General features: G+C 60.6%; 15 protein-coding genes and 1 pseudogene. 11 read left to right on the forward strand and 5 right to left on the reverse strand.

Features of this window, described 5'->3' with window-relative positions; translation table 11 throughout:
- Nucleotides 1–215: 215 nt before the first annotated feature.
- The 3 genes from M0D69_RS06030 (at nucleotide 216) to M0D69_RS06040 (ending at nucleotide 4991) form a co-directional block, all read left to right on the forward strand.
- The gene (locus M0D69_RS06030; RefSeq protein ID WP_301781199.1) at nucleotides 216–1499 is read left to right on the forward strand and encodes a dicarboxylate/amino acid:cation symporter; all 1284 of its coding nucleotides are present in this window, start codon (nucleotides 216–218) and stop codon (nucleotides 1497–1499) included.
- A 55-nt stretch (nucleotides 1500–1554) separates the two neighbouring features.
- Entirely contained in the window at nucleotides 1555–3564 is a 2010-nt protein-coding gene (locus M0D69_RS06035) for an ATP-binding protein (RefSeq protein WP_301781156.1), read from the forward strand.
- An 86-nt stretch (nucleotides 3565–3650) separates the two neighbouring features.
- Nucleotides 3651–4991: a sigma-54 dependent transcriptional regulator gene (locus tag M0D69_RS06040; protein ID WP_047895548.1), complete on the forward strand. Its 1341-nt coding sequence runs from the start codon at nucleotides 3651–3653 to the stop codon at nucleotides 4989–4991.
- A gap of 103 nt (nucleotides 4992–5094) precedes the next feature.
- Here M0D69_RS06040 and M0D69_RS06045 read toward each other — a convergent pair whose 3' ends face one another.
- Nucleotides 5095–5631: a TlpA disulfide reductase family protein gene (locus tag M0D69_RS06045; RefSeq protein WP_301781157.1), complete on the reverse strand. Its 537-nt coding sequence runs from the start codon at nucleotides 5629–5631 to the stop codon at nucleotides 5095–5097.
- A gap of 204 nt (nucleotides 5632–5835) precedes the next feature.
- Between M0D69_RS06045 and M0D69_RS06050 the strand changes: the two genes are divergently transcribed.
- Entirely contained in the window at nucleotides 5836–6441 is a 606-nt protein-coding gene (locus tag M0D69_RS06050; RefSeq protein WP_301781158.1) for a hypothetical protein, read from the forward strand.
- A 388-nt stretch (nucleotides 6442–6829) separates the two neighbouring features.
- Here M0D69_RS06050 and M0D69_RS06055 read toward each other — a convergent pair.
- Nucleotides 6830–8420 (reverse strand): annotated as a pseudogene (locus tag M0D69_RS06055) (YifB family Mg chelatase-like AAA ATPase).
- A gap of 103 nt (nucleotides 8421–8523) precedes the next feature.
- On the reverse strand, nucleotides 8524–8790 hold the full coding sequence (locus M0D69_RS06060; protein WP_301781159.1) for an accessory factor UbiK family protein: 267 nt from the start codon (nucleotides 8788–8790) through the stop codon (nucleotides 8524–8526).
- Nucleotides 8791–9257: 467 nt separating this feature from the next.
- On the opposite strand from M0D69_RS06060, the gene M0D69_RS06065 reads away from it, so the two are divergent.
- From M0D69_RS06065 to ptsP, 7 genes are all read left to right on the forward strand, one after another.
- Nucleotides 9258–9596 carry a P-II family nitrogen regulator gene (locus M0D69_RS06065; RefSeq protein ID WP_031364354.1) on the forward strand — a complete coding sequence of 113 codons (339 nt, stop codon included), beginning with the start codon at nucleotides 9258–9260 and terminating at the stop codon, nucleotides 9594–9596.
- A gap of 32 nt (nucleotides 9597–9628) precedes the next feature.
- Complete coding sequence (locus M0D69_RS06070; protein ID WP_301781160.1) at nucleotides 9629–11098, forward strand: ammonium transporter; 1470 nt, start codon at nucleotides 9629–9631, stop codon at nucleotides 11096–11098.
- 291 nt (nucleotides 11099–11389) lie between these two features.
- Nucleotides 11390–12679, forward strand: coding sequence for a glutamate--cysteine ligase (gene gshA / locus M0D69_RS06075; protein WP_047895552.1), 1290 nt, complete (start codon nucleotides 11390–11392; stop codon nucleotides 12677–12679).
- Between the two features lie 160 nt (nucleotides 12680–12839).
- On the forward strand, nucleotides 12840–13799 hold the full coding sequence (gshB, locus tag M0D69_RS06080; protein WP_301781161.1) for a glutathione synthase: 960 nt from the start codon (nucleotides 12840–12842) through the stop codon (nucleotides 13797–13799).
- A gap of 346 nt (nucleotides 13800–14145) precedes the next feature.
- The gene (locus M0D69_RS06085) at nucleotides 14146–14640 is read left to right on the forward strand and encodes a PTS sugar transporter subunit IIA (RefSeq protein WP_301781162.1); all 495 of its coding nucleotides are present in this window, start codon (nucleotides 14146–14148) and stop codon (nucleotides 14638–14640) included.
- A 92-nt stretch (nucleotides 14641–14732) separates the two neighbouring features.
- Nucleotides 14733–15002, forward strand: a complete 270-nt coding sequence (locus M0D69_RS06090; protein WP_062090111.1) for an HPr family phosphocarrier protein — start codon at nucleotides 14733–14735, stop codon at nucleotides 15000–15002.
- Between the two features lie 223 nt (nucleotides 15003–15225).
- Nucleotides 15226–16986 carry a phosphoenolpyruvate--protein phosphotransferase gene (gene ptsP / locus M0D69_RS06095; RefSeq protein ID WP_301781163.1) on the forward strand — a complete coding sequence of 587 codons (1761 nt, stop codon included), beginning with the start codon at nucleotides 15226–15228 and terminating at the stop codon, nucleotides 16984–16986.
- Here the strand turns inward: ptsP and M0D69_RS06100 are convergent.
- Together M0D69_RS06100 and M0D69_RS06105 are read right to left on the reverse strand one after the other, a co-directional pair.
- Entirely contained in the window at nucleotides 16974–17600 is a 627-nt protein-coding gene (locus tag M0D69_RS06100) for an autotransporter strand-loop-strand O-heptosyltransferase (RefSeq protein WP_301781164.1), read from the reverse strand. The genes ptsP and M0D69_RS06100 overlap by 13 nt on opposite strands.
- The gene (locus M0D69_RS06105; protein WP_301781165.1) at nucleotides 17569–18198 is read right to left on the reverse strand and encodes a hypothetical protein; all 630 of its coding nucleotides are present in this window, start codon (nucleotides 18196–18198) and stop codon (nucleotides 17569–17571) included. Before M0D69_RS06105 ends, M0D69_RS06100 begins: the two co-directional genes overlap by 32 nt.
- Nucleotides 18199–18217 lie beyond the last annotated feature (19 nt).

Below are 18217 nucleotides of genomic sequence, written 5' to 3' on the forward strand. Positions count from 1 at the left end.
ATCAATGCCTCATGCGTGTCAAAAACTGGCATCGACCTTGCAATAAGAAAGGCAGGCCAAACAGGCCGAAAAAAATATAGGGAGACAATTCGATGCAACCCATCCCATCCAGCTTTATCTGATTTTGCCGACGCCAGACGCGCATCGCCGCAGCCAAGCGCCGGCGCGTTTTGTCTCACCCCATTTGCGATACGCCGACCATGCCTGGAACTACTGTGAAGAAACCCTTTTATAAAGTCCTGTACGTGCAGGTGCTTGTGGCTATTGCCATTGGCATTGCGCTCGGGCATTTTTATCCCGCGCTCGCCACCGAAATGAAGCCGCTCGGCGATGGGTTCATCAAGCTCATCAAGATGGTGATCGGCCCGATCATCTTCTGTACGGTCGTAACCGGTATCGCCGGCATGGAAGACATGAAGAAAGTCGGGCGCGTGGGCGGCAAGGCGTTGCTGTACTTCGAAGTCGTCTCCTCCTTCGCACTCGTGCTCGGCTTAGCCGCTACGCATCTGCTGAAACCGGGCGTGGGCTTCAATATCGATCCCGCTACGCTCGACGCCAAAGCGGTCGCTTCGTACGCCGCCAAGGCGCACGGTCAGACGACGACCGATTTCCTGATGCACATCATTCCGGACACGCTCACGTCAGCGTTCGCGCAGGGCGAAATCCTGCAGATCCTGCTGATCGCGCTGCTGTTCGGCGCGGTGCTGGCGACTGCGGGTGAGAAAGGCCGAGTGGTGACGGACTTTATCGAAGGGCTGTCGCATATCCTGTTCGGCATCGTGCGCATCATCACGAAGCTGGCCCCGATCGGCGCGTTCGGCGCAATGGCGTTCACCATCGGCAAGTACGGCATCGGCTCGCTCGTGCCCATGCTCAAGCTGATCGGCACGTTCTATCTGACGTCCATCGTGTTCGTGGTCGTCGTGCTCGGGATCATCGCGCGCCTCGTGGGGTTCAACATCCTGCGGTTCGTTGCGTACATCAAGGAAGAAATGCTGATCGTGCTGGGCACGAGCTCGTCGGAAGCCGCACTGCCACAACTGATGCTGAAGCTTGAAAAGCTCGGCTGCTCGCGCTCGGTGGTGGGCCTCGTGGTGCCGACCGGTTATTCGTTCAACCTCGACGGCACCAACATCTACATGACGATGGCCGTCCTGTTCATCGCCCAGGCCACCAACACGGACCTGACGTGGACGCAGCAACTGACGCTGCTCGCCGTGACCATGCTGACGTCGAAGGGCGCAAGCGGCGTGACCGGTGCTGGCTTCATCACGCTGGCCGCAACGCTCGCTGTCGTGCCGACCATTCCGCTGTCGGGCATGGTGCTGATTCTTGGCATCGACCGTTTCATGAGCGAGTGCCGCGCGCTGACGAATATCGTCGGTAACGGCGTGGCAACGGTCGTGGTGTCGGCGTGGGAAAAGGAACTCGATCGCGACAAACTGCGCGATCAGCTCAAGCACGGCGCGGTGGATACCGAAGCCGAAACCGTGTCCTGATGGTTCGTGATCCATCAAGTAGCGACTAGTTGATCGCAGAAAGGAACACACGGCAATGAAAGCGGCGAAGCATTCTGTGGCGGATGCTTCGCCGCGTCCGTTTACGCAGGTATCGACGCAGGTATCGACGAATGCAGCGTTCGAAGCAGCGCGTGCCACAATCGCGGGATCGCATCGTCTGGAACCCGTTCACGTGACGCGTCGTTTGCTGGTTTTCCTGCTCCTTCTCGCGGCGCTTGGCGGCGTGTGCGCGCTCACCTGGAGCATTGCGTGGCAGCGCGGCCTTGATGCCTTGCGTCAAAACGCTGCGGCGCGCGTCGACCGCACGACGGCCGAGCTGAAAAGTACGCTCGACCGTTACGAATATCTTCCTTATCTGCTCGCGCGCCATCCGTTCGTGCAGGAAGTTCTCGCGGATCCGAACCCGCGCTTCACTGCGCGCGCGGACCGTTATCTCGAAGACCTGAACACGCACGCGCGCGCGACAGCGACGTACATCATCCAGTCGAACGGCCGCTGCGTGGCGGCGAGCAACTGGGACAGCCCAGATACTTTCGTCGGCGCCGAATATTTGTTCCGGCCATATTTCGTCGATGCCGTCAAAGGCGGCACAGGCCGCTTTTTCGGGCTCGGTACGATCTCGCGCGAGCCGGGATATTTCATCTCGCAGCCGGTTTTGAAAGAGGGCACGAGCGACATCATCGGCGTGGCGGTGGTCAAGCTGAACCTGGAGTGGCTGCAAGGCGCCGATGCTTCCGAGCCGCTGCTGGTCACCGACGATCACGGCGTGATCTTCCTGTCGTCGGTGCCGGCGTGGAAATATCACACGCTGCGGCCGTTGCCGAAGGACATCGAGGCGTCGGTGTATTCCGCGCGGCAGTACGCCCAGCATCCCATTACTGCGTTGCCGATCACCATCGTGCGCACGCTCGAGGGCGGCGCGCAGATTGTGCGTGTGGGTGGCGGACGCGACGCGCCGAGCTTTCTCGCTACGCAGCGCGCGCTGGGCGAACCGGACTGGCACCTGATGACGATGGCATCGCTCGATCCTGCGGTCGATGCTGCGTGGAGCTCGACCATTGTGACGGCGCTGGTGTTTGTGTCGCTGTGTTTGCTCGCGTTCTACTGGCGCATGCGGCGTGCGCGCGTGCGCGAAATGATCCGCAGCCGCGCGCTGTTGCAGACTGCGTATGCCGAGTTGAACGAGCGGGTAGCGGAGCGGACGGCGGATTTATCGGAGACGAATGCGTTGTTGACCAAGGAGGTCAGTGAGCGCACGCGGGCCGAACAGGACCTGCGCGCCGCGCACGACGAACTGATCCAGGCGAGCAAACTGGCGGCGCTGGGTCAGATGGCGGCGGGCATCACGCATGAGCTGAACCAGCCGCTCGCGGCCTTGCGCAGTTTCTCCGACAACACCCGCGTGCTGATCGAGCGCGGCGATCATGTGGCGGCGAATGAGAATCTGGAGGCGATTGCCGCGCTGACGGAGCGGATGGGGAAGATCACGAATCAGTTGAAGTTATTCGTGTCGAAGGCGCGTCCGAAAAGCGCTCGCACCGATGTTGGCCGCGCATTGCGCAACGTGCTCGCGATGCTGCAGCCGCGGATGAAGAACGTGGTGCTTGCGTTCGACGCCGAACAACGCGCTGATGTCAGTCCACCGCTGTATGTGGGCTGCGAGGATCTGCGGCTCGAGCAGATCCTGATCAACCTGATTGGCAACGCGCTGGACGCGGTAGCAGCGTGCGATGCCCCGCGCCTCGAGATCGAGTTGGTGACCCGCAAATCGACCGTCGATATCGTGGTGCGAGACAATGGGCCGGGCATTCCGCCCGATGTCTTGCCGCGTCTTTTCGAGCCTTTTTTCACGACGAAGGAGATGGGACACGGCTTGGGATTGGGACTGGCGATCTCGTCCGCCATAGCGCGCGACTACGGCGGCACCCTCGTGGCGCGTAATCTGGTTCCGCAGATGGAAGTGGATGGACCGGAGGGCGGCACGCAGGCGGACGCGGACCGTTCGCACGGGGCAGAATTCGTGATTACGCTGAGGCGTGCGTGACGAGAGGCGAGTCAGCACGGGCCACATGCTGAGAAAATACGTCCTTTTGCGCTGAAAAGAGCAACACCCAGCAGGAGTAAAAACCAATGACCACAGGCCTTCAGGTGATCTTCATCGAAGACGATGAACTGGTACGCCGCGCAAGCGTGCAAAGCCTCCAGCTCGCCGGTTTCGATGTCACTGCATTCGGCAGTGTGGAGGGGGCATCGCGCCTGATCGATGCCAGTTTTCCCGGCGTGATTGTGAGCGACATCCGCCTTCCGGGTGCGAGCGGGCTCGACCTTCTGGCGCAGTGCCACGAACGCGCGCCCGAAGTACCGGTCATCCTCGTGACAGGCCACGGCGACATCTCGATGGCCGTCCAGGCGATGCGCGACGGCGCCTACGATTTTATCGAAAAACCATTCGCGTCGGAACGGTTGATAGAAGCGGTGCGCCGCGCGCTGGAGCGTCGCAAGCTCGTGCTGGAAAACCGCGCTCTTCGGCGCGAACTTGCCGGCCAGAGCAGCGTGGCGCCGAGAATCATCGGACGCAGCCCGGCTATCGAACAGGTGCGCAAGCTGATTGCGAACGTCGCGCCAACTGACGCCTCCGTGCTGATCAATGGCGACACCGGCGCCGGTAAGGAATTGATCGCGCGCAGCCTGCACGACCTGTCGCCGCGCCGGGACAAACCGTTTATCGCGGTGAATTGCGGCGCGTTGCCCGAGCAGATGTTCGAGTCGGAGATGTTCGGCTACGAGGCAGGCGCGTTCACCGGTGCGCAGAAACGGCGTATTGGCAAGCTCGAACATGCGTCGGGCGGCACGTTGTTCCTCGATGAAATCGAAAGCATGCCGCTCGCGCTGCAAGTCAAACTGCTGCGCGTGTTGCAGGACGGCGTGCTGGAGCGGCTTGGTTCGAACCAGCCTATTCGCGCGAATTGCCGCGTGATCGCGGCCGTGAAGGGCGATATGGCCGAGCACGTCGCGGCGGGTACGTTCCGGCGCGACCTGATGTACCGGCTGAACGTGGTGACGATCACGCTGCCGCCGCTCGCTGAGCGCCGTGAAGACGTGGTGCCGCTGTTTGAACACTTTTTACTCGATGCCGCCGTGCGCTACGAGCGCCCGGCACCGCTGCTGAGCGATCGCCAGCGCGCTGAACTGATGCAGCGCGACTGGCCGGGCAATGTACGCGAACTGCGCAACGCGGCGGACCGGATGGTGCTGGGCATTATCGATGAAACCGGCGTGCCGCTCGAAGCCGCCACGCAGTCGCTGAAAGAGCGCACGGAGCATTTTGAGCGTGCGGTGATCGGGGAGGCGCTGGAGCAGTGCGGTGGCGTGGTAGCTGCGGCGGCTGACCGGCTGCAGCTCGGCAAGGCCACGCTCTACGAGAAGATCAAGCGGTATGGGCTGGCGGTGAAGGGCGAAGGGGAGCGGTAGGGGATTCTTGATCGTCACCGCGTGTCATGTTTCCCAAAAACAAAACGCCCGCTGACTTGTCAGCGGGCGTTTTCACTTCTCACGACATCAAGCCGAACTGCCTTCAGGCTGCGTTCAGTGCTTTGTCCAGAAGTGCATCGAGTTCTTCGAACGTCGGCTCACCGACATAACGCTTCAGGATCTTGCCGTTCTTATCCACGACAAACGTGGTCGGCGTCAGCTGGACGTTGCCGAACTGCTTCGCGGCGCTGCCGTCGTCCATGGCGACCTTGAACGGCAGGTTGCGCGTCTGCGCGTAGTTGGTTACGTACATCGGCGCGTCGTATTTCATCGCCACTGCGACGAATTCCAGTCCGCGGCCCTTGAAGCGGTTGTACGTGTTGACCATTGCCGGCATCTCTTTCATGCAGGTTTCGCAGTCGGTCGCCCAGAAGTTGATCAAATAGACCTTGCCCTTGAGATCCGTCGATGTCGATATTTTTTGGCCCGACAACAGCGTGAACGTGGCGTCCGGAACGCGTTGCTGTCCGCCGAACGCAAAATAGCCGCTGCACGCGATCACGCCGGCGGCGATCGCCGTCACGATGTAGCGCAGCGGGCTCTTGCTGCGTCCCGGTGAGACCTGTGAATTCTCTGACATGAAAACCTCGAGCGTGCTCGGTTGAATCGCGACGACGCCAGCCTGACTGGATGCCCCGCATTTTAGCGCCAATCCCGGAAAAGCGTTCTGCGTGCGGCTTGGTGTGGGGCGTTTGCAAGGCAGGGCGTTATCCAGTACAAAACTCGACGCCAACGTATCAGGGGCCAGCAGCGGATAATCACGGTTTTCCCCGCAACATTTCTCATGATCCGAGCTTTTTCACGCACCTTGACGCGCGTCGTCCCGCAAAACTCCCCGCGCACCCTGTTCAAATCGACCGCCACGGCAACGGCCGTGCTGTTCGCCGCCGCCGCGCTGTTGGCCTGCACGCCGGCTTACGACTGGCGCACGATCCAGAACAACGACGACGCCTACGAAGTCACCTTCCCGGCCAAGCCGCGTTCTGACGCACGCGATATCGACATTGCCGGGAAGCCGATGCACATGAAGATGCAGATGGCCGAGGCGGGCGACGCTGTGTTCGCCGTCGGCACCGTCGACTTGCCCGATGCCGATCCGGCGACCCAGCGCGCCGCGCTCGATTTTCTTCAACAAGGCTTGGCACGCAATCTCAATACCGTGCCCGCTGCACATCCGGTCCAGATTGACGTGGCGGCCGGCGGCCACTTGGTTGGCGCCGAAATTGCCATGAGCGGCACGAGCGGTGATGGCCCAAAAAGCGAAACGCGTCAGATCCGGGCGCGTTTCATCGCCAAGGGCACGCACGCGTACCAAGTCGCGATCGTCTCGACCAAGGCACCGCCGCCCGATCAAATCGATCAGTTTTTCTCCTCGTTCAAACTTTTTTAAGTATTTGCACGAAACAGCGCCCATTCGTTCGCAGATATTTCTCTAATTGGCAGACACGAAGCGAACGTCTCGGGCCTGAGAAATTGCGCAAGCATTTCGAGCTAAAACTAGGATTTGTCTCGGTTTTTTAAGCTATCCACAGAGGCTGTGGATAACTTTGTGGAAAACTTCACCGCACCCTCGCCAAGCGCCCGTCCGACGCGGCTTTCGTTACTTTGACTCGATTCGTGGCAGTCTAAAATAATCAATAAAATCAATGGTCTGTGGATCATTGCCAAAATTGGTGTTTGATCAGATGTTAAAGAAACAAAGAACGATGCAATGTGTATAAGTCAAGTCTTGACACGCGATTTTTCTTTTTGCCAGGCGTCGCGGCTTCCGTGGTGGTTTATGCCGTCGTGAATGCACGCCGGTATTGAATCGCTTCGGCGAGGTGGGCGGTGGTCGGCGCATCGGCTGCGGCGAGATCGGCGATCGTGCGCGCTACCTTTAGCACGCGGTAATACGCCCGTGCCGACCAGCCGAAGCGTTCTCCTGCTTCGCGAAGCAAGGCTTCGCCGGTGGCATCGAGCCGGCAGACGGTGTCCACTTCGCGTCCGTCCAGCTCGCGGTTAGTCTTTCCTTGCCGCTCGAGTTGCCGGTCGCGCGCATCGGCAACTCGCCGGGCAACGATCGCGCTCGTTTCGCCAATCGATGCACTTCTCCCCGACAACTCAGCGGGCGACAACGCGGGCAATTCGATCTGAATGTCGATGCGATCAAGCAGCGGTCCCGACAATTTGCGCAGATAGCGCGTGGCTATTTCGGGCGTGCATCGGCAGCGGCCGTTCGGATCGCCCCGCCAGCCGCACGGGCCGGGATTCATCGCTGCGACCAATTGACACGCTGCCGGAAAATCCGCCTGATGCGCAGCGCGCGAAATGGTGATACGACCGGCTTCCAGCGGTTCGCGCAGCGTTTCGAGCACTTTCCGGTCGAATTCGGGTAATTCATCGAGGAACAGCACGCCGAGATGCGCCAGCGTGATCTCGCCGGGTTGCGGCGGATTGCGCCCGCCCACCAGCGCAACGGAACTCGACGAATGATGTGGTGCGCGAAACGGCCGTTGGCGCCATTGCGCGGGCGAAAATCCGAGCATGCTGGCTGAAAGAATGGCTGCCGACGACAGCGCTTCGTCGTCGGTCATTGGCGGGAGAAGGCTGGGCAGGCGGGCGGCGAGCATTGATTTGCCGGCGCCGGGCGGGCCAACCATCAGCAGGTGATGACCGCCCGCCGCCGCAACTTCCAGCGCTCGCCGCGCGCCGGGATGGGCGATGACATCGACGAGATCGGGCAAGGGCGCACGCCTGCGCCCTGGTGAATCGGGCGCGGCGCGGCGGATGGGCATCAGACGGGCATCGATCGAACCGCCCAGGTGTGCACACAAAGCGGGCAAATCGGCGGCTCCGAATATATCGATACCCGGCACCAGCGCCGCTTCGGCCGCACTACCCAAGGGCAGATAGATTTCGGGCATGCGTGCGTCGCTGTCGCGGATGGACGCGCCGTCGAGCGCGGCTCCAGCCCGTGCAGCTTGCGCATATTGCCGCGCAGCCCCACAGGCCATGGCGAACGCGCCGCGCATCGGCCGCAGCGCGCCTGTCAGCGACAACTCGCCGGCGAACTCGCGATGCAGTAGCGCTTCAGCCGGAATCTGACCGCTCGCCGCGAGAATGCCGAGCGCAATAGGCAGGTCGAAGCGGCCGGATTCCTTCGGTAGATCGGCGGGAGCGAGATTGACGGTGATGCGGCGGACCGGGAAATCGAAGCCACAGTTCTGGAGTGCGGCGCGCACTCGCTCGCGGCTTTCACGGACTTCGAGATCGGGCAGGGCGACGATTGAAAACGACGGTAATCCATTGGCGAGATGAACCTCGACGGTCACCTCGGCCGCGCGCCCAAGGGGCGGGCGCGCGGCTGCGCACCACGGCAAGCGACATGATTTTTCCCCGCTGCCGGCGCCTCGTTCATACGAGGCAACGGCTTAATGACCCAACATCACGGCTCGCTTAGCCGATGACACGCTTTAGCAAAACCAGATAGTCAGTCCTGGTTGCTCGACGACGGTCCGCCGCCTAACTTCACTTCCAGTTGCGCAACTCGCTGTTCGAGTTCCTCGAGCCGAGCGCGCGTGCGCACGAGCACTTGCGTCTGGGTATCGAATTCTTCGCGCGTCACCAGATCCAGCTTCGAAAAGCCCTGGGACAGCATGGCTTTCATATTCCGTTCAATGTCCTTTGCCGGCGAATTCTTAAGCAGTTCGCTCATCTTGGCCTGGAAGTCATTGAATACGTCGTTGGGTTGTTTCATACGGTTTTCCTCTTGCGCACCATGAAGGTGCATTCATTGTTAGCTCAGTGCTCCGGCAAACCGGATGATCCATTTTGGTGCGTTCGATATGGCGCCCCATCAAAACCGGGACACATCCACGCAGCACGATGCTGCGCTTCCAAACACACCTGTTTGCCTGGACCTTGCGAGCACTCTAGCAACGATCCACGGTGCGCGCCAGCGCACGCAGGCGATGCTGGCCGTCCGGTCTACGCCCGCGCACGGCGTGCGCCGCAGCCTTGTTCTGCATGCGTAGACACGCGCATGGCATACGAGTTGCATATGTGCCCCGGGCCTTGTCCGTGCGCGCTTTTCCGGGCGGTCGGCAATGCGGCGTGGCGCATCAGACGCCGCTCGCGACGGGCATGAGGCAGCGAGGGATCAGGCATGGGACCAGATTAAGGCGCTAAAGCGCCAACTCTGTTCGACACCACAGCGAGGGATACATGAAGCTCATTACCGCAATCATCAAGCCGTTCAAGCTCGACGAAGCACGCGAAGCGTTGTCGGCTATTGGCGTCTCGGGCATCACCGTGACCGAGGTAAAAGGCTTCGGCCGCCAGAAGGGCCACACGGAGCTGTATCGCGGCGCCGAGTACGTGGTCGACTTCCTTCCGAAAGTGAAGATCGAAGCGGCGGTCTCCGACGACATCGTCGACCAGGCGATCGAGGCGGTAGAGCGCGCGGCCCGCACGGGCAAGATCGGCGACGGCAAGATCTTCGTCACCCCGATTGAACAAGTCATTCGCATTCGCACCGGTGAGACCGGCGCGGATGCTCTCTAAAAAAAGATTCGGCGATAAGAGGAAACAGAAGAATGCGTAAATTATTGATGTCCTTGTTGATGGCGGGGTCGCTGCTAGGAGTCAGCGTCGGCACCGTGATGGCGCAGGATGCATCCGCGCCAGCGGCTGCATCTGCCGCGGCTTCAGACACGACCGCAGCAGCACCTGCAAGCGCACCCGACACCGCCAGCGCGGCAACGGCAGCCTCCGCCGCCGCTCCGGCTTCCGGTGCATCCGACGCAGCGCCTGCCGCGCCGACGGAACCGTTCTCCGTGGATTCATCGAAGATCAGCGCCGGCGATACCGCCTGGATGCTGACCTCCACCGCACTCGTTCTGTTCATGACGATCCCGGGCCTCGCGCTCTTCTACGCGGGCATGGTCCGCAAGAAGAACGTGCTCGCAACCGTGATGCAATCGTTCGCAATCTGCTGCCTGGTCACGATCATCTGGACCGTGGTGGGTTACAGCCTTGCGTTCACGCCGGGTAACTCGTTCATCGGCGGCTTCTCGCGGGTGTTCCTGCACGGCATGAACTACATCAAAGGCGACAAGGCGACCACCCTGACCGTCAGCCACCTGGCTCCGACGATTCCTGAGTCCGTCTACTTCGTCTATCAGATGACGTTCGCGATCATCACCCCGGCGCTGATCGCCGGCGCGTTCGCCGACCGGATGAAGTTCTCGGCCATGCTCGTGTTCATGGGCCTCTGGTCGCTGGTCGTCTACTCGCCGATCGCGCACATGGTCTGGGAACCGACGGGCTGGCTGTCGGCGGCCGGCATCCTGGACTTCGCAGGCGGCACGGTGGTTCACATCAACGCCGGTATCGCAGGCCTGGTGTGCTGCCTGGTGCTCGGCAAGCGGGTCGGTTACGGCCGCGAAGTCATGGCGCCGCACAACCTGGTGCTCTCGCTGATCGGTGCATCGATGCTGTGGGTCGGCTGGTTCGGCTTCAACGCGGGTTCGGCAGTGGCGGCTGACGGCCGTGCCGGTTTCGCGATGCTCACGACGCAAATCGCGACCGCATGTGCTGCATTCGGCTGGATGTTCGCGGAGTGGCTGGCGAAGGGCAAGCCTTCGGTGCTCGGCATCATCTCGGGCGCGGTTGCAGGTCTGGTGGCGATTACGCCGGCATCGGGTTATGTCGGCGTGACGGGTGCGCTTGTGATCGGCATCCTGGCTGGCGTTGTCTGCTTCTGGTCGGCAACGTGGCTCAAGACGAAGCTCGGCTACGACGATTCGCTCGACGCGTTCGGCGTCCACGGCATTGGCGGTATTCTCGGCGCGCTCCTGACCGGCATCTTCGCGGTCAAGGACATTGGCGGCGCGGACGGCAGCGTCCTGCTGCAAGCCAAGGGCGTGCTCACCACGCTGGTTTACAGCGGCGTGGTCAGCTTCGTCCTGCTGAAGGTGATCGACATGGTCATGGGTCTGCGTGTCACAGAAGAAGAGGAACGTGAAGGTCTCGACGTGACGCTGCATGGCGAACACGTCGAATAAGCAATGTTTTCGAAGGGGATGAAACCGGGCGCGAGAGGCCGCGGTTTTATCCCCGGATTCGAGCGCAAGCTATAGCAGCACGGCTCCGAGATAAGCGCAGCGATTTTGCCCGCCCACTTACCGGCGGGCATTTTTTTGTCTGATTTTTGTGCAAGGTTACTGTTTCTGGCAGACGGGATTGGTGCAAACGGCGACACGCATCGTGCTAATAGGCTTGGGAAAAGGGAGTTCATACCCAAATACGTGAGGCGTTTGCTCTACAATCTTTCCTCTTAAGTCCGCGAGTCATCAATGGTTCCGCACCTCGTTACGGCTTTAAACGGCCCCTTGCTCGATCTCGAGCGGAAGATACTCGACGCGACGCCGTCCATCGAACGCTGGTTCCGGCTGGAGTGGCAAGAACACACACCGCCGTTCTACTGCTCGGTGGACCTGCGCAACGCCGGTTTCAAGCTCGCTCCTGTCGATACCAACCTGTTCCCCGGTGGTTTCAATAACCTGCCGGTGGAAGTGTTGCCGCTTGCCGTGCAAGCCGCGATGGCGTCGATTGAAAAGATCTGCCCCGACGCGAAGAACCTACTGGTGATTCCCGAGCGCCATACGCGCAACGCGTTTTATCTCGAGAACGTCGCGCGGCTCGCCACGATCATGCGTCAGGCCGGGCTGAATATCCGCTTCGGCACGCTCGATGAGAACATTCACGGACCGGTCACAATCGCACTTGCCGATGGGCAGAAGATCGTCCTCGAACCGCTCGAGCGCACGCCGCGCCGGCTGGGGCTGAAAAACTTCGATCCCTGCTCGATCCTGCTGAACAACGACTTGTCCGGCGGCATCCCGCCCGTGCTGGAAAATCTCCACGAGCAATATCTGTTGCCGCCGCTGCACGCGGGCTGGGCTGTGCGCCGCAAGTCCAATCACTTCTCCTGTTACGACGACGTCGCGAAGAAGTTTTCCAAGCTTGTCGAGATCGATCCGTGGATGATCAACCCGTATTTCGCGCATGTGGAAGGCGTGGACTACGAGGCGCGCACGGGCGAGGAAGCGCTGGCTGAAGCCATCGACGGCGTGTTGAAGAAGATCGCGAAAAAGTATCGCGAGTATGGGATCAGCGAGAAGCCGTACGTCGTGATCAAGGCCGATGCCGGCACGTACGGCAAAGGCGTCATGACCGTGCACGATGCATGTGAAGTCGCCGCGCTGACCAAACGCGAACGCGTCAAAATGAACGACGCGAAGGACGGCCTCGAAGTCCACGACGTGATCGTGCAGGAAGGCGTGCATACGTTCGAGCGCGTGGAAAACGCGGTTGCCGAACCGGTGGTGTACATGATCGACCGGTATGTGGTGGGCGGGTTTTATCGGGTGCACGATTCTCGTGAGCGCGACCAGAACCTCAACGCGCCGGGCATGCATTTCGTGCCACTCGGTTTCGAGCACACCGCGCTCCCCGATACCCACGCAAAGCCCGGCGCCGCACCGCCGAACCGCTTTTATATGTATGGCGTGGTGGCGCGGTTAGGGTTGCTCGCGGCATCGTTGGAACTGGAAAAGACCGATCCGGAAGCGATTCAGGTCTAAGCTTCACTGCAAGATGGCGGCCGCACGAAGTTGCGGCCGTTTGCACTTCAGGCGCGAAGGCGCGCGACGTGTTAAAAATCGCGTACTGCAAGACCGGCAGCAACCGTGCACTCGCACTCATACCGATCAAATCAAGGCCGAATGGCCGCTCTGGACGCTTATGGACATCCTTTTTATCGCCGATCCGCTCGATCATTTCAAGATCTACAAAGACACGACCTACGCGATGATGGCCGAAGCCGCGCGTCGCGGACACACGCTCTACGCGTGCGAGCCGCAGCATCTGGCGTGGGTTGGCGGCAAGGTGGAAGGGACCGTGCAGCGCGTGAAGATAGTCGGCGACGAAGCCGATTCAGCGCGCTCGCCGTGGCACGTGGCTGAAGCGCCGGAGGTGCTCGATCTCAAGCATTTCGATGCCGTCCTGATGCGCAAAGACCCGCCGTTCGACATGGAATACGTGACGTCGACGTGGCTGCTGGAGCTGGCCGAGCGCACCGGCGCGCGCGTCTTCAACAAGCCGAGCGCGATCCGCGATCACTCGGAGAAACTGGCCATTGGCGAATGGCCGCAATTCGTCGTGCCCACGCTCGTCACTCGCGACGCCGCGCGTCTGCGCTCTTTTCATGCAGAACACGGCGACGTGATCCTGAAGCCGCTCGACGGCATGGGTGGCATGGGTGTGTTTCGCGTGAAGGCTGACGGCATGAATCTCGGCACGATCGTGGAAATGCTTAGCGACAACGGCGCGCGCAGCGTCATGGCGCAGAAGTTCATCCCGCAAATTGCCGATGGCGACAAACGCATCTTGCTGATCGGCGGACAACCCGTGCCGTATTCGCTTGCACGCATTCCGCAAGGCAACGAAGTGCGCGGCAACCTGGCCGCAGGCGGATTGGGCCGCGCTCAACCGCTCACCGAGAACGACCGCCGAATCGCGGAAACGCTGGGGCAAACGCTCTTCGATCGCGGCTTGCTGCTGGTCGGGCTCGACGCCATCGGCGACTACCTGACCGAAGTGAACGTGACGAGCCCGACGTGCTTCCGTGAAATCATGGACCAGACGGGCTTCGATGTCGCCGGCATGTTCATCGATGCATTGGAACGCGCTGCTTCAGCTTAGTACGACCGTAGCAGGACGATGAAAATTAGAGGTGACTGTCGACGAGGGCAGTCTGCCCGTTGATTTCTCGCGGACTGTTACAATCTCACCCTCATGAGATTCGTTTCGTGGCGCGATCCGGCCCCGAAATTGAAAGTGGAAACTTGCTGCAGTGCATAACGCTGCGCATAGCGTGCGAAATCCGACTAAGCTTAGGTATTGGCGCTTGTTGATATTTCCGCACACGGATCGATGTTGCAGTCGCGTTTGGCGCCGTTTAAGCAGTTTGGCAGCGCAATTGGCATATATAAAGCAAGTTCCCGCAATTTCCGACGCATCTCGTCGTTTTGGGGCAGCACACTCTGACATGGCTGGCATTCTAATCATTGCGCACGCTCCGTTCGCTTCGGCGTTACGGGAGTGCATTACCCACATTTATGGCGGTTTGCCCGCACGCATTGGTGTGATCGATGTGATGCCGGATTGCGATCCCGTCGAGGTCCGTGCGTTCGCGCGTTCCGAAATCGACCGCCTGAAGGAAGAGAACGGCGCTGTCGTACTTACGGACGTGTTTGGCGCAACGCCTGCGAATATCGCGCAAAGCCTGGCAAGCAGCACGGTTCGCGTGCTCGCCGGCGTCAATTTGCCGATGCTCGTGCGCGCGGTCTGTTACAGGACCACGCCGCTCGATACGCTGGCTGAAAAATCGCTGCAAGGTGGATCGAAGGGCATCCAGGAACTCGATGCCTCGACGCCCTCCAATCCGTGCGCGATGGCGACCGCGGCGGCCGCTGCTGCCGCAAGTTGCGCAGTCGGTGCTGCCGCGACCAGTTGCATGCCCGCCAAGGTGGCAAGTCACTGAGTCGAGCGCGCCAGCAGCACGTTAAAAAGACCGTTAAAAAGCATTGACCAAGCTGCATTGCGTCAGCCCTCTCACCTAGCGCCCGGAGCATCATGCTGCAACAGGAAACAACCATCGTGAACAAGCTTGGGTTGCACGCACGTGCTTCAGCCAAGCTAACGCAACTGGCGGGAAACTTTCAATGCGAGATCTGGATGAGCCGCAACGGCCGCCGGATCAACGCGAAAAGCATCATGGGCGTGATGATGCTCGCGGCGGGAATCGGCAGCACGGTGACGATAGAAACCGAAGGCTCCGACGAAGCCGAAGCAATGAAGGCCATCCTCGCGCTCATCGCAGATAAATTTGGCGAAGGACAATGACGTTGTCCTGCTAGCAGCACTGAAAAAAGCCGCGCATCGACGCGGCTTTTTTGTGTCCATCGCCATGACATATCGTGCAATAACTTGCGGCGTTTTGTGACAGAAAGTTGCTGCGCTGCACAGCGTGCCGGATGACGTTCGAATTTATAATGGTGCGCGGATCGCATCGTCAGCCGGGGATGCGACAAAACCGTGAACCACCCATAACTAGAGAGAGGTGCGCGTGTCGTTCACGCTGCATGGAATTCCCGTCTCGCGCGGCATCGCCATCGGCCGCGCGTATCTGATCGCGGCGGCGGCACTCGATGTCGATCACTATCTGGTCGAACCGGATGGCATCGACAATGAAATTGAACGCTTTCACGCAGCGCAGGCGCAGGTGCACGCGGAGCTTGACGCACTGCGCGACGATCTGGCCGCGGACGCCCCCAGCGAGATGGGGGCGTTCATCAACGTCCACTCCATGATCCTGAACGACGCCATGCTCGTTCACGAAACTATCGACCTCGTGCGTACGCGCCGCTACAACGTGGAATGGGCGCTGACCGAGCAGCTTGAAATCCTGAGCCGCCATTTCGACGATATCGAAGACGAGTATTTGCGCGAGCGTAAAGCCGATATTCAACAAGTGGTGGAGCGCGTGCTGAAGGCGCTCGCGGGCGCACCGTCCACGGCGACGCTTGTGGTGGATGGCGCCGCGACCAACGGCCACAACGACATGATCGTGGTCGCTCATGACATCGCGCCCGCCGACATGCTGCAGTTCAAGACCCAGGCCTTCAAGGGTTTCGTGACGGACCTCGGCGGCCGTACGTCGCACACCGCTATCGTGGCCCGTAGTCTCGGTATTCCTGCGTCGGTCGGTGTGCAGCAGGCGAGTACGTTGATCCGGCAGAACGACTTGATCATTGTGGACGGGGATCACGGCATTGTGATCGTCGATCCGGCGCCGATCGTGCTGGAAGAGTATTCGTATCGGCAAAGTGAGAAGGTGTTGGAGCAGCGCAAGCTGCAGCGCCTCAAGTTCTCGCCTACGCAAACGTTGGACGGCACGAAGATCGACTTGTGCGCGAACATCGAATTACCCGATGACGCCAAGACGGCACTCGACGCAGGCGCGATGGGCGTCGGACTGTTCCGCAGCGAGTTCCTGTTCATGAATCACAAGGACGAGCTGCCGGAAGAGGAAGAGCAATTCGAGGCTTACCGGCGCGCGATCGAGTTGATGAACGGCCGGCCGGTGACCATTCGCACAATCGATGTGGGCGCGGACAAGCCGATCGACTCGATGGGCAGCGGTGACGGATACGAGACCGCGCAAAATCCGGCGCTGGGCTTGCGCGCGATCCGCTGGAGCCTGTCCGAGCCGCAGATGTTCATGACGCAGTTGCGGGCGATCTTGCGGGCATCGGCGTTTGGCCGCGCGAAGATTCTGATCCCGATGCTCGCGCACGCGCAGGAAATCGACCAGACGCTCGACTTGATCCACGAAGCGAAGCGTCAGCTTGACGACGCCGGTATCGACTACGATCGCAACGTGCAGATCGGAGCGATGATCGAGATTCCGGCTGCCGCAATTGCCGTGCGTTTGTTCTTGAAGCGGCTGGATTTCCTGTCGATCGGGACCAACGACCTGATCCAGTACACGCTCGCCATCGATCGCGCGGATAACGCCGTCGCGCATCTCTACGACCCGCTGCATCCGGCGGTGCTGCACTTGATTGCGTTCACGCTGCGTGAGGCGAAAGCCGCCGGCGTGCCGGTCTCCGTATGCGGTGAAATGGCCGGCGATCCGACCGTGACGCGCTTGCTGCTTGGCATGGGGCTCACCGAGTTTTCGATGCACCCGAGCCAGTTGCTGGTGGTCAAGCAGGAGATTTTGCGCGCGGACCTGAAGGCGTTGCAAAAGCCGGTCGAGGACGTGCTCGCCGCGTATGAGCCTGCGGAATTGCTCGCCGCGCTGGCGTTGCTTCAGAAGATCTGAGCGAGGCCGCGCTCGGCGATCAGTTTATCGACCACGCGCATCACGAACTCAGGCGTGATGATGGCCGTGCATTGAAACGGCTGCACCTTGTCGACGCGGCGTGGGCACCAGGCGAAATTCTCGGAATCGAACTCGGTGGTCAGGTCGTTGAAGCAGCTATTGCAGCCCTGGAAATTGATCACGCGATACGGCGTGCGGAACTCGGTGGATGGATGCGAGAAACCGCTGATCATGACCACGGGCGTGCCTGCTGCCCATGTAAGCCACGATAGCCCGCTTCCCAATCCGATAAAAAAATCCGCGTGATGCAACAGGCTCACGCGTTCCTGCAATGGCCGGTTGCCGGTGAAGTCCTCGGCGCCTTCCGGCATGGTGTTCATGTGTTGCGCATTGCCGTACTGCTTGTCGCGGTCAATGCATAACACCCGGTAACCCAGCGTTTTCAAATGCTCGATCAGCGTCGGCCAGCCGCGCGGATTGTTCCAGTACTTGCATTGCGCGGTGGATTGCGTCGCTATGCATACATAGCGCTCGGCAATCGTGCGCGTCTTATCCGCAATGACCACGTTCGGCCGGCGTTCCTCACACGGCACGCCCAGCAGATACGCCATCATGTCCTTGCATGTTGCTCACGCGCGGATCCGTGGGTTGATGATCGCGTTCAGAGAATGGCTTGAGCAGACCGAGGTAATACGTCGCGTAGTACGTGTCTTTTTGGCGATCAAGTTCGTCATCCGTAGCGATTTTCAAATGCGGATAACCATCGCGGAAAAGCGGCTGCAAATGCGCCGCCAAAGGCATGGCGATCTCGCACTGATGTTGCTCGCGGAAGGCATCGATGACCGGCAACCACGCGAGCGAATCGCCCAGCGCGAGCGGGGTCATGCGTAATGCAACCTTCTTGTTCGCGGCGTTGAATGCGTGGGAGAACACGAGCCGCTCGCCATCGAACACTTCCAGCAGGAAGCGCACGAAATACTTGCGTCTGCTTCTGACCACAGCGTTGGCTTCTACAGTTTCGTCAAATAGGACGTTGAACGTATCGACGTCGGTCATGCGGACGCGCCAGCCGTCAACCGGCACCTGGACACGGCAACCGTAGTTGAAATCGTAGAGGATGCCTTCGGGTCCACTGATTGCCGGGCCGCCAGGTCGGGCAAATTCCGTTTCGGTCCTGCCGCGTTGTGTGCTTCGGGTCGAAGTCTCGCTCACGTGTTTCTCCAATTGCGTT

Origin of the sequence: Caballeronia sp. SEWSISQ10-4 2 (assembly GCF_030464885.1) — a bacterium.
Taxonomy (GTDB): domain Bacteria; phylum Pseudomonadota; class Gammaproteobacteria; order Burkholderiales; family Burkholderiaceae; genus Caballeronia.

Excerpts from the sequence above, each read along its gene's own strand:
- M0D69_RS06035 (WP_301781156.1), top strand. The coding sequence starts at position 1,555 with ATGAAAGCGGCGAAGCATTCTGTGGCGGATGCTTCGCCGCGTCCGTTT.
- M0D69_RS06040 (WP_047895548.1), top strand. The coding sequence starts at position 3,651 with ATGACCACAGGCCTTCAGGTGATCTTCATCGAAGACGATGAACTGGTA.
- M0D69_RS06045 (WP_301781157.1), bottom strand. The coding sequence starts at position 5,631 with ATGTCAGAGAATTCACAGGTCTCACCGGGACGCAGCAAGAGCCCGCTG.
- M0D69_RS06050 (WP_301781158.1), top strand. The coding sequence starts at position 5,836 with ATGATCCGAGCTTTTTCACGCACCTTGACGCGCGTCGTCCCGCAAAAC.
- M0D69_RS06060 (WP_301781159.1), bottom strand. The coding sequence starts at position 8,790 with ATGAAACAACCCAACGACGTATTCAATGACTTCCAGGCCAAGATGAGC.
- M0D69_RS06065 (WP_031364354.1), top strand. The coding sequence starts at position 9,258 with ATGAAGCTCATTACCGCAATCATCAAGCCGTTCAAGCTCGACGAAGCA.
- M0D69_RS06070 (WP_301781160.1), top strand. The coding sequence starts at position 9,629 with ATGCGTAAATTATTGATGTCCTTGTTGATGGCGGGGTCGCTGCTAGGA.
- gshA (WP_047895552.1), top strand. The coding sequence starts at position 11,390 with ATGGTTCCGCACCTCGTTACGGCTTTAAACGGCCCCTTGCTCGATCTC.
- gshB (WP_301781161.1), top strand. The coding sequence starts at position 12,840 with ATGGACATCCTTTTTATCGCCGATCCGCTCGATCATTTCAAGATCTAC.
- M0D69_RS06085 (WP_301781162.1), top strand. The coding sequence starts at position 14,146 with ATGGCTGGCATTCTAATCATTGCGCACGCTCCGTTCGCTTCGGCGTTA.
- M0D69_RS06090 (WP_062090111.1), top strand. The coding sequence starts at position 14,733 with ATGCTGCAACAGGAAACAACCATCGTGAACAAGCTTGGGTTGCACGCA.
- M0D69_RS06100 (WP_301781164.1), bottom strand. The coding sequence starts at position 17,600 with ATGATGGCGTATCTGCTGGGCGTGCCGTGTGAGGAACGCCGGCCGAAC.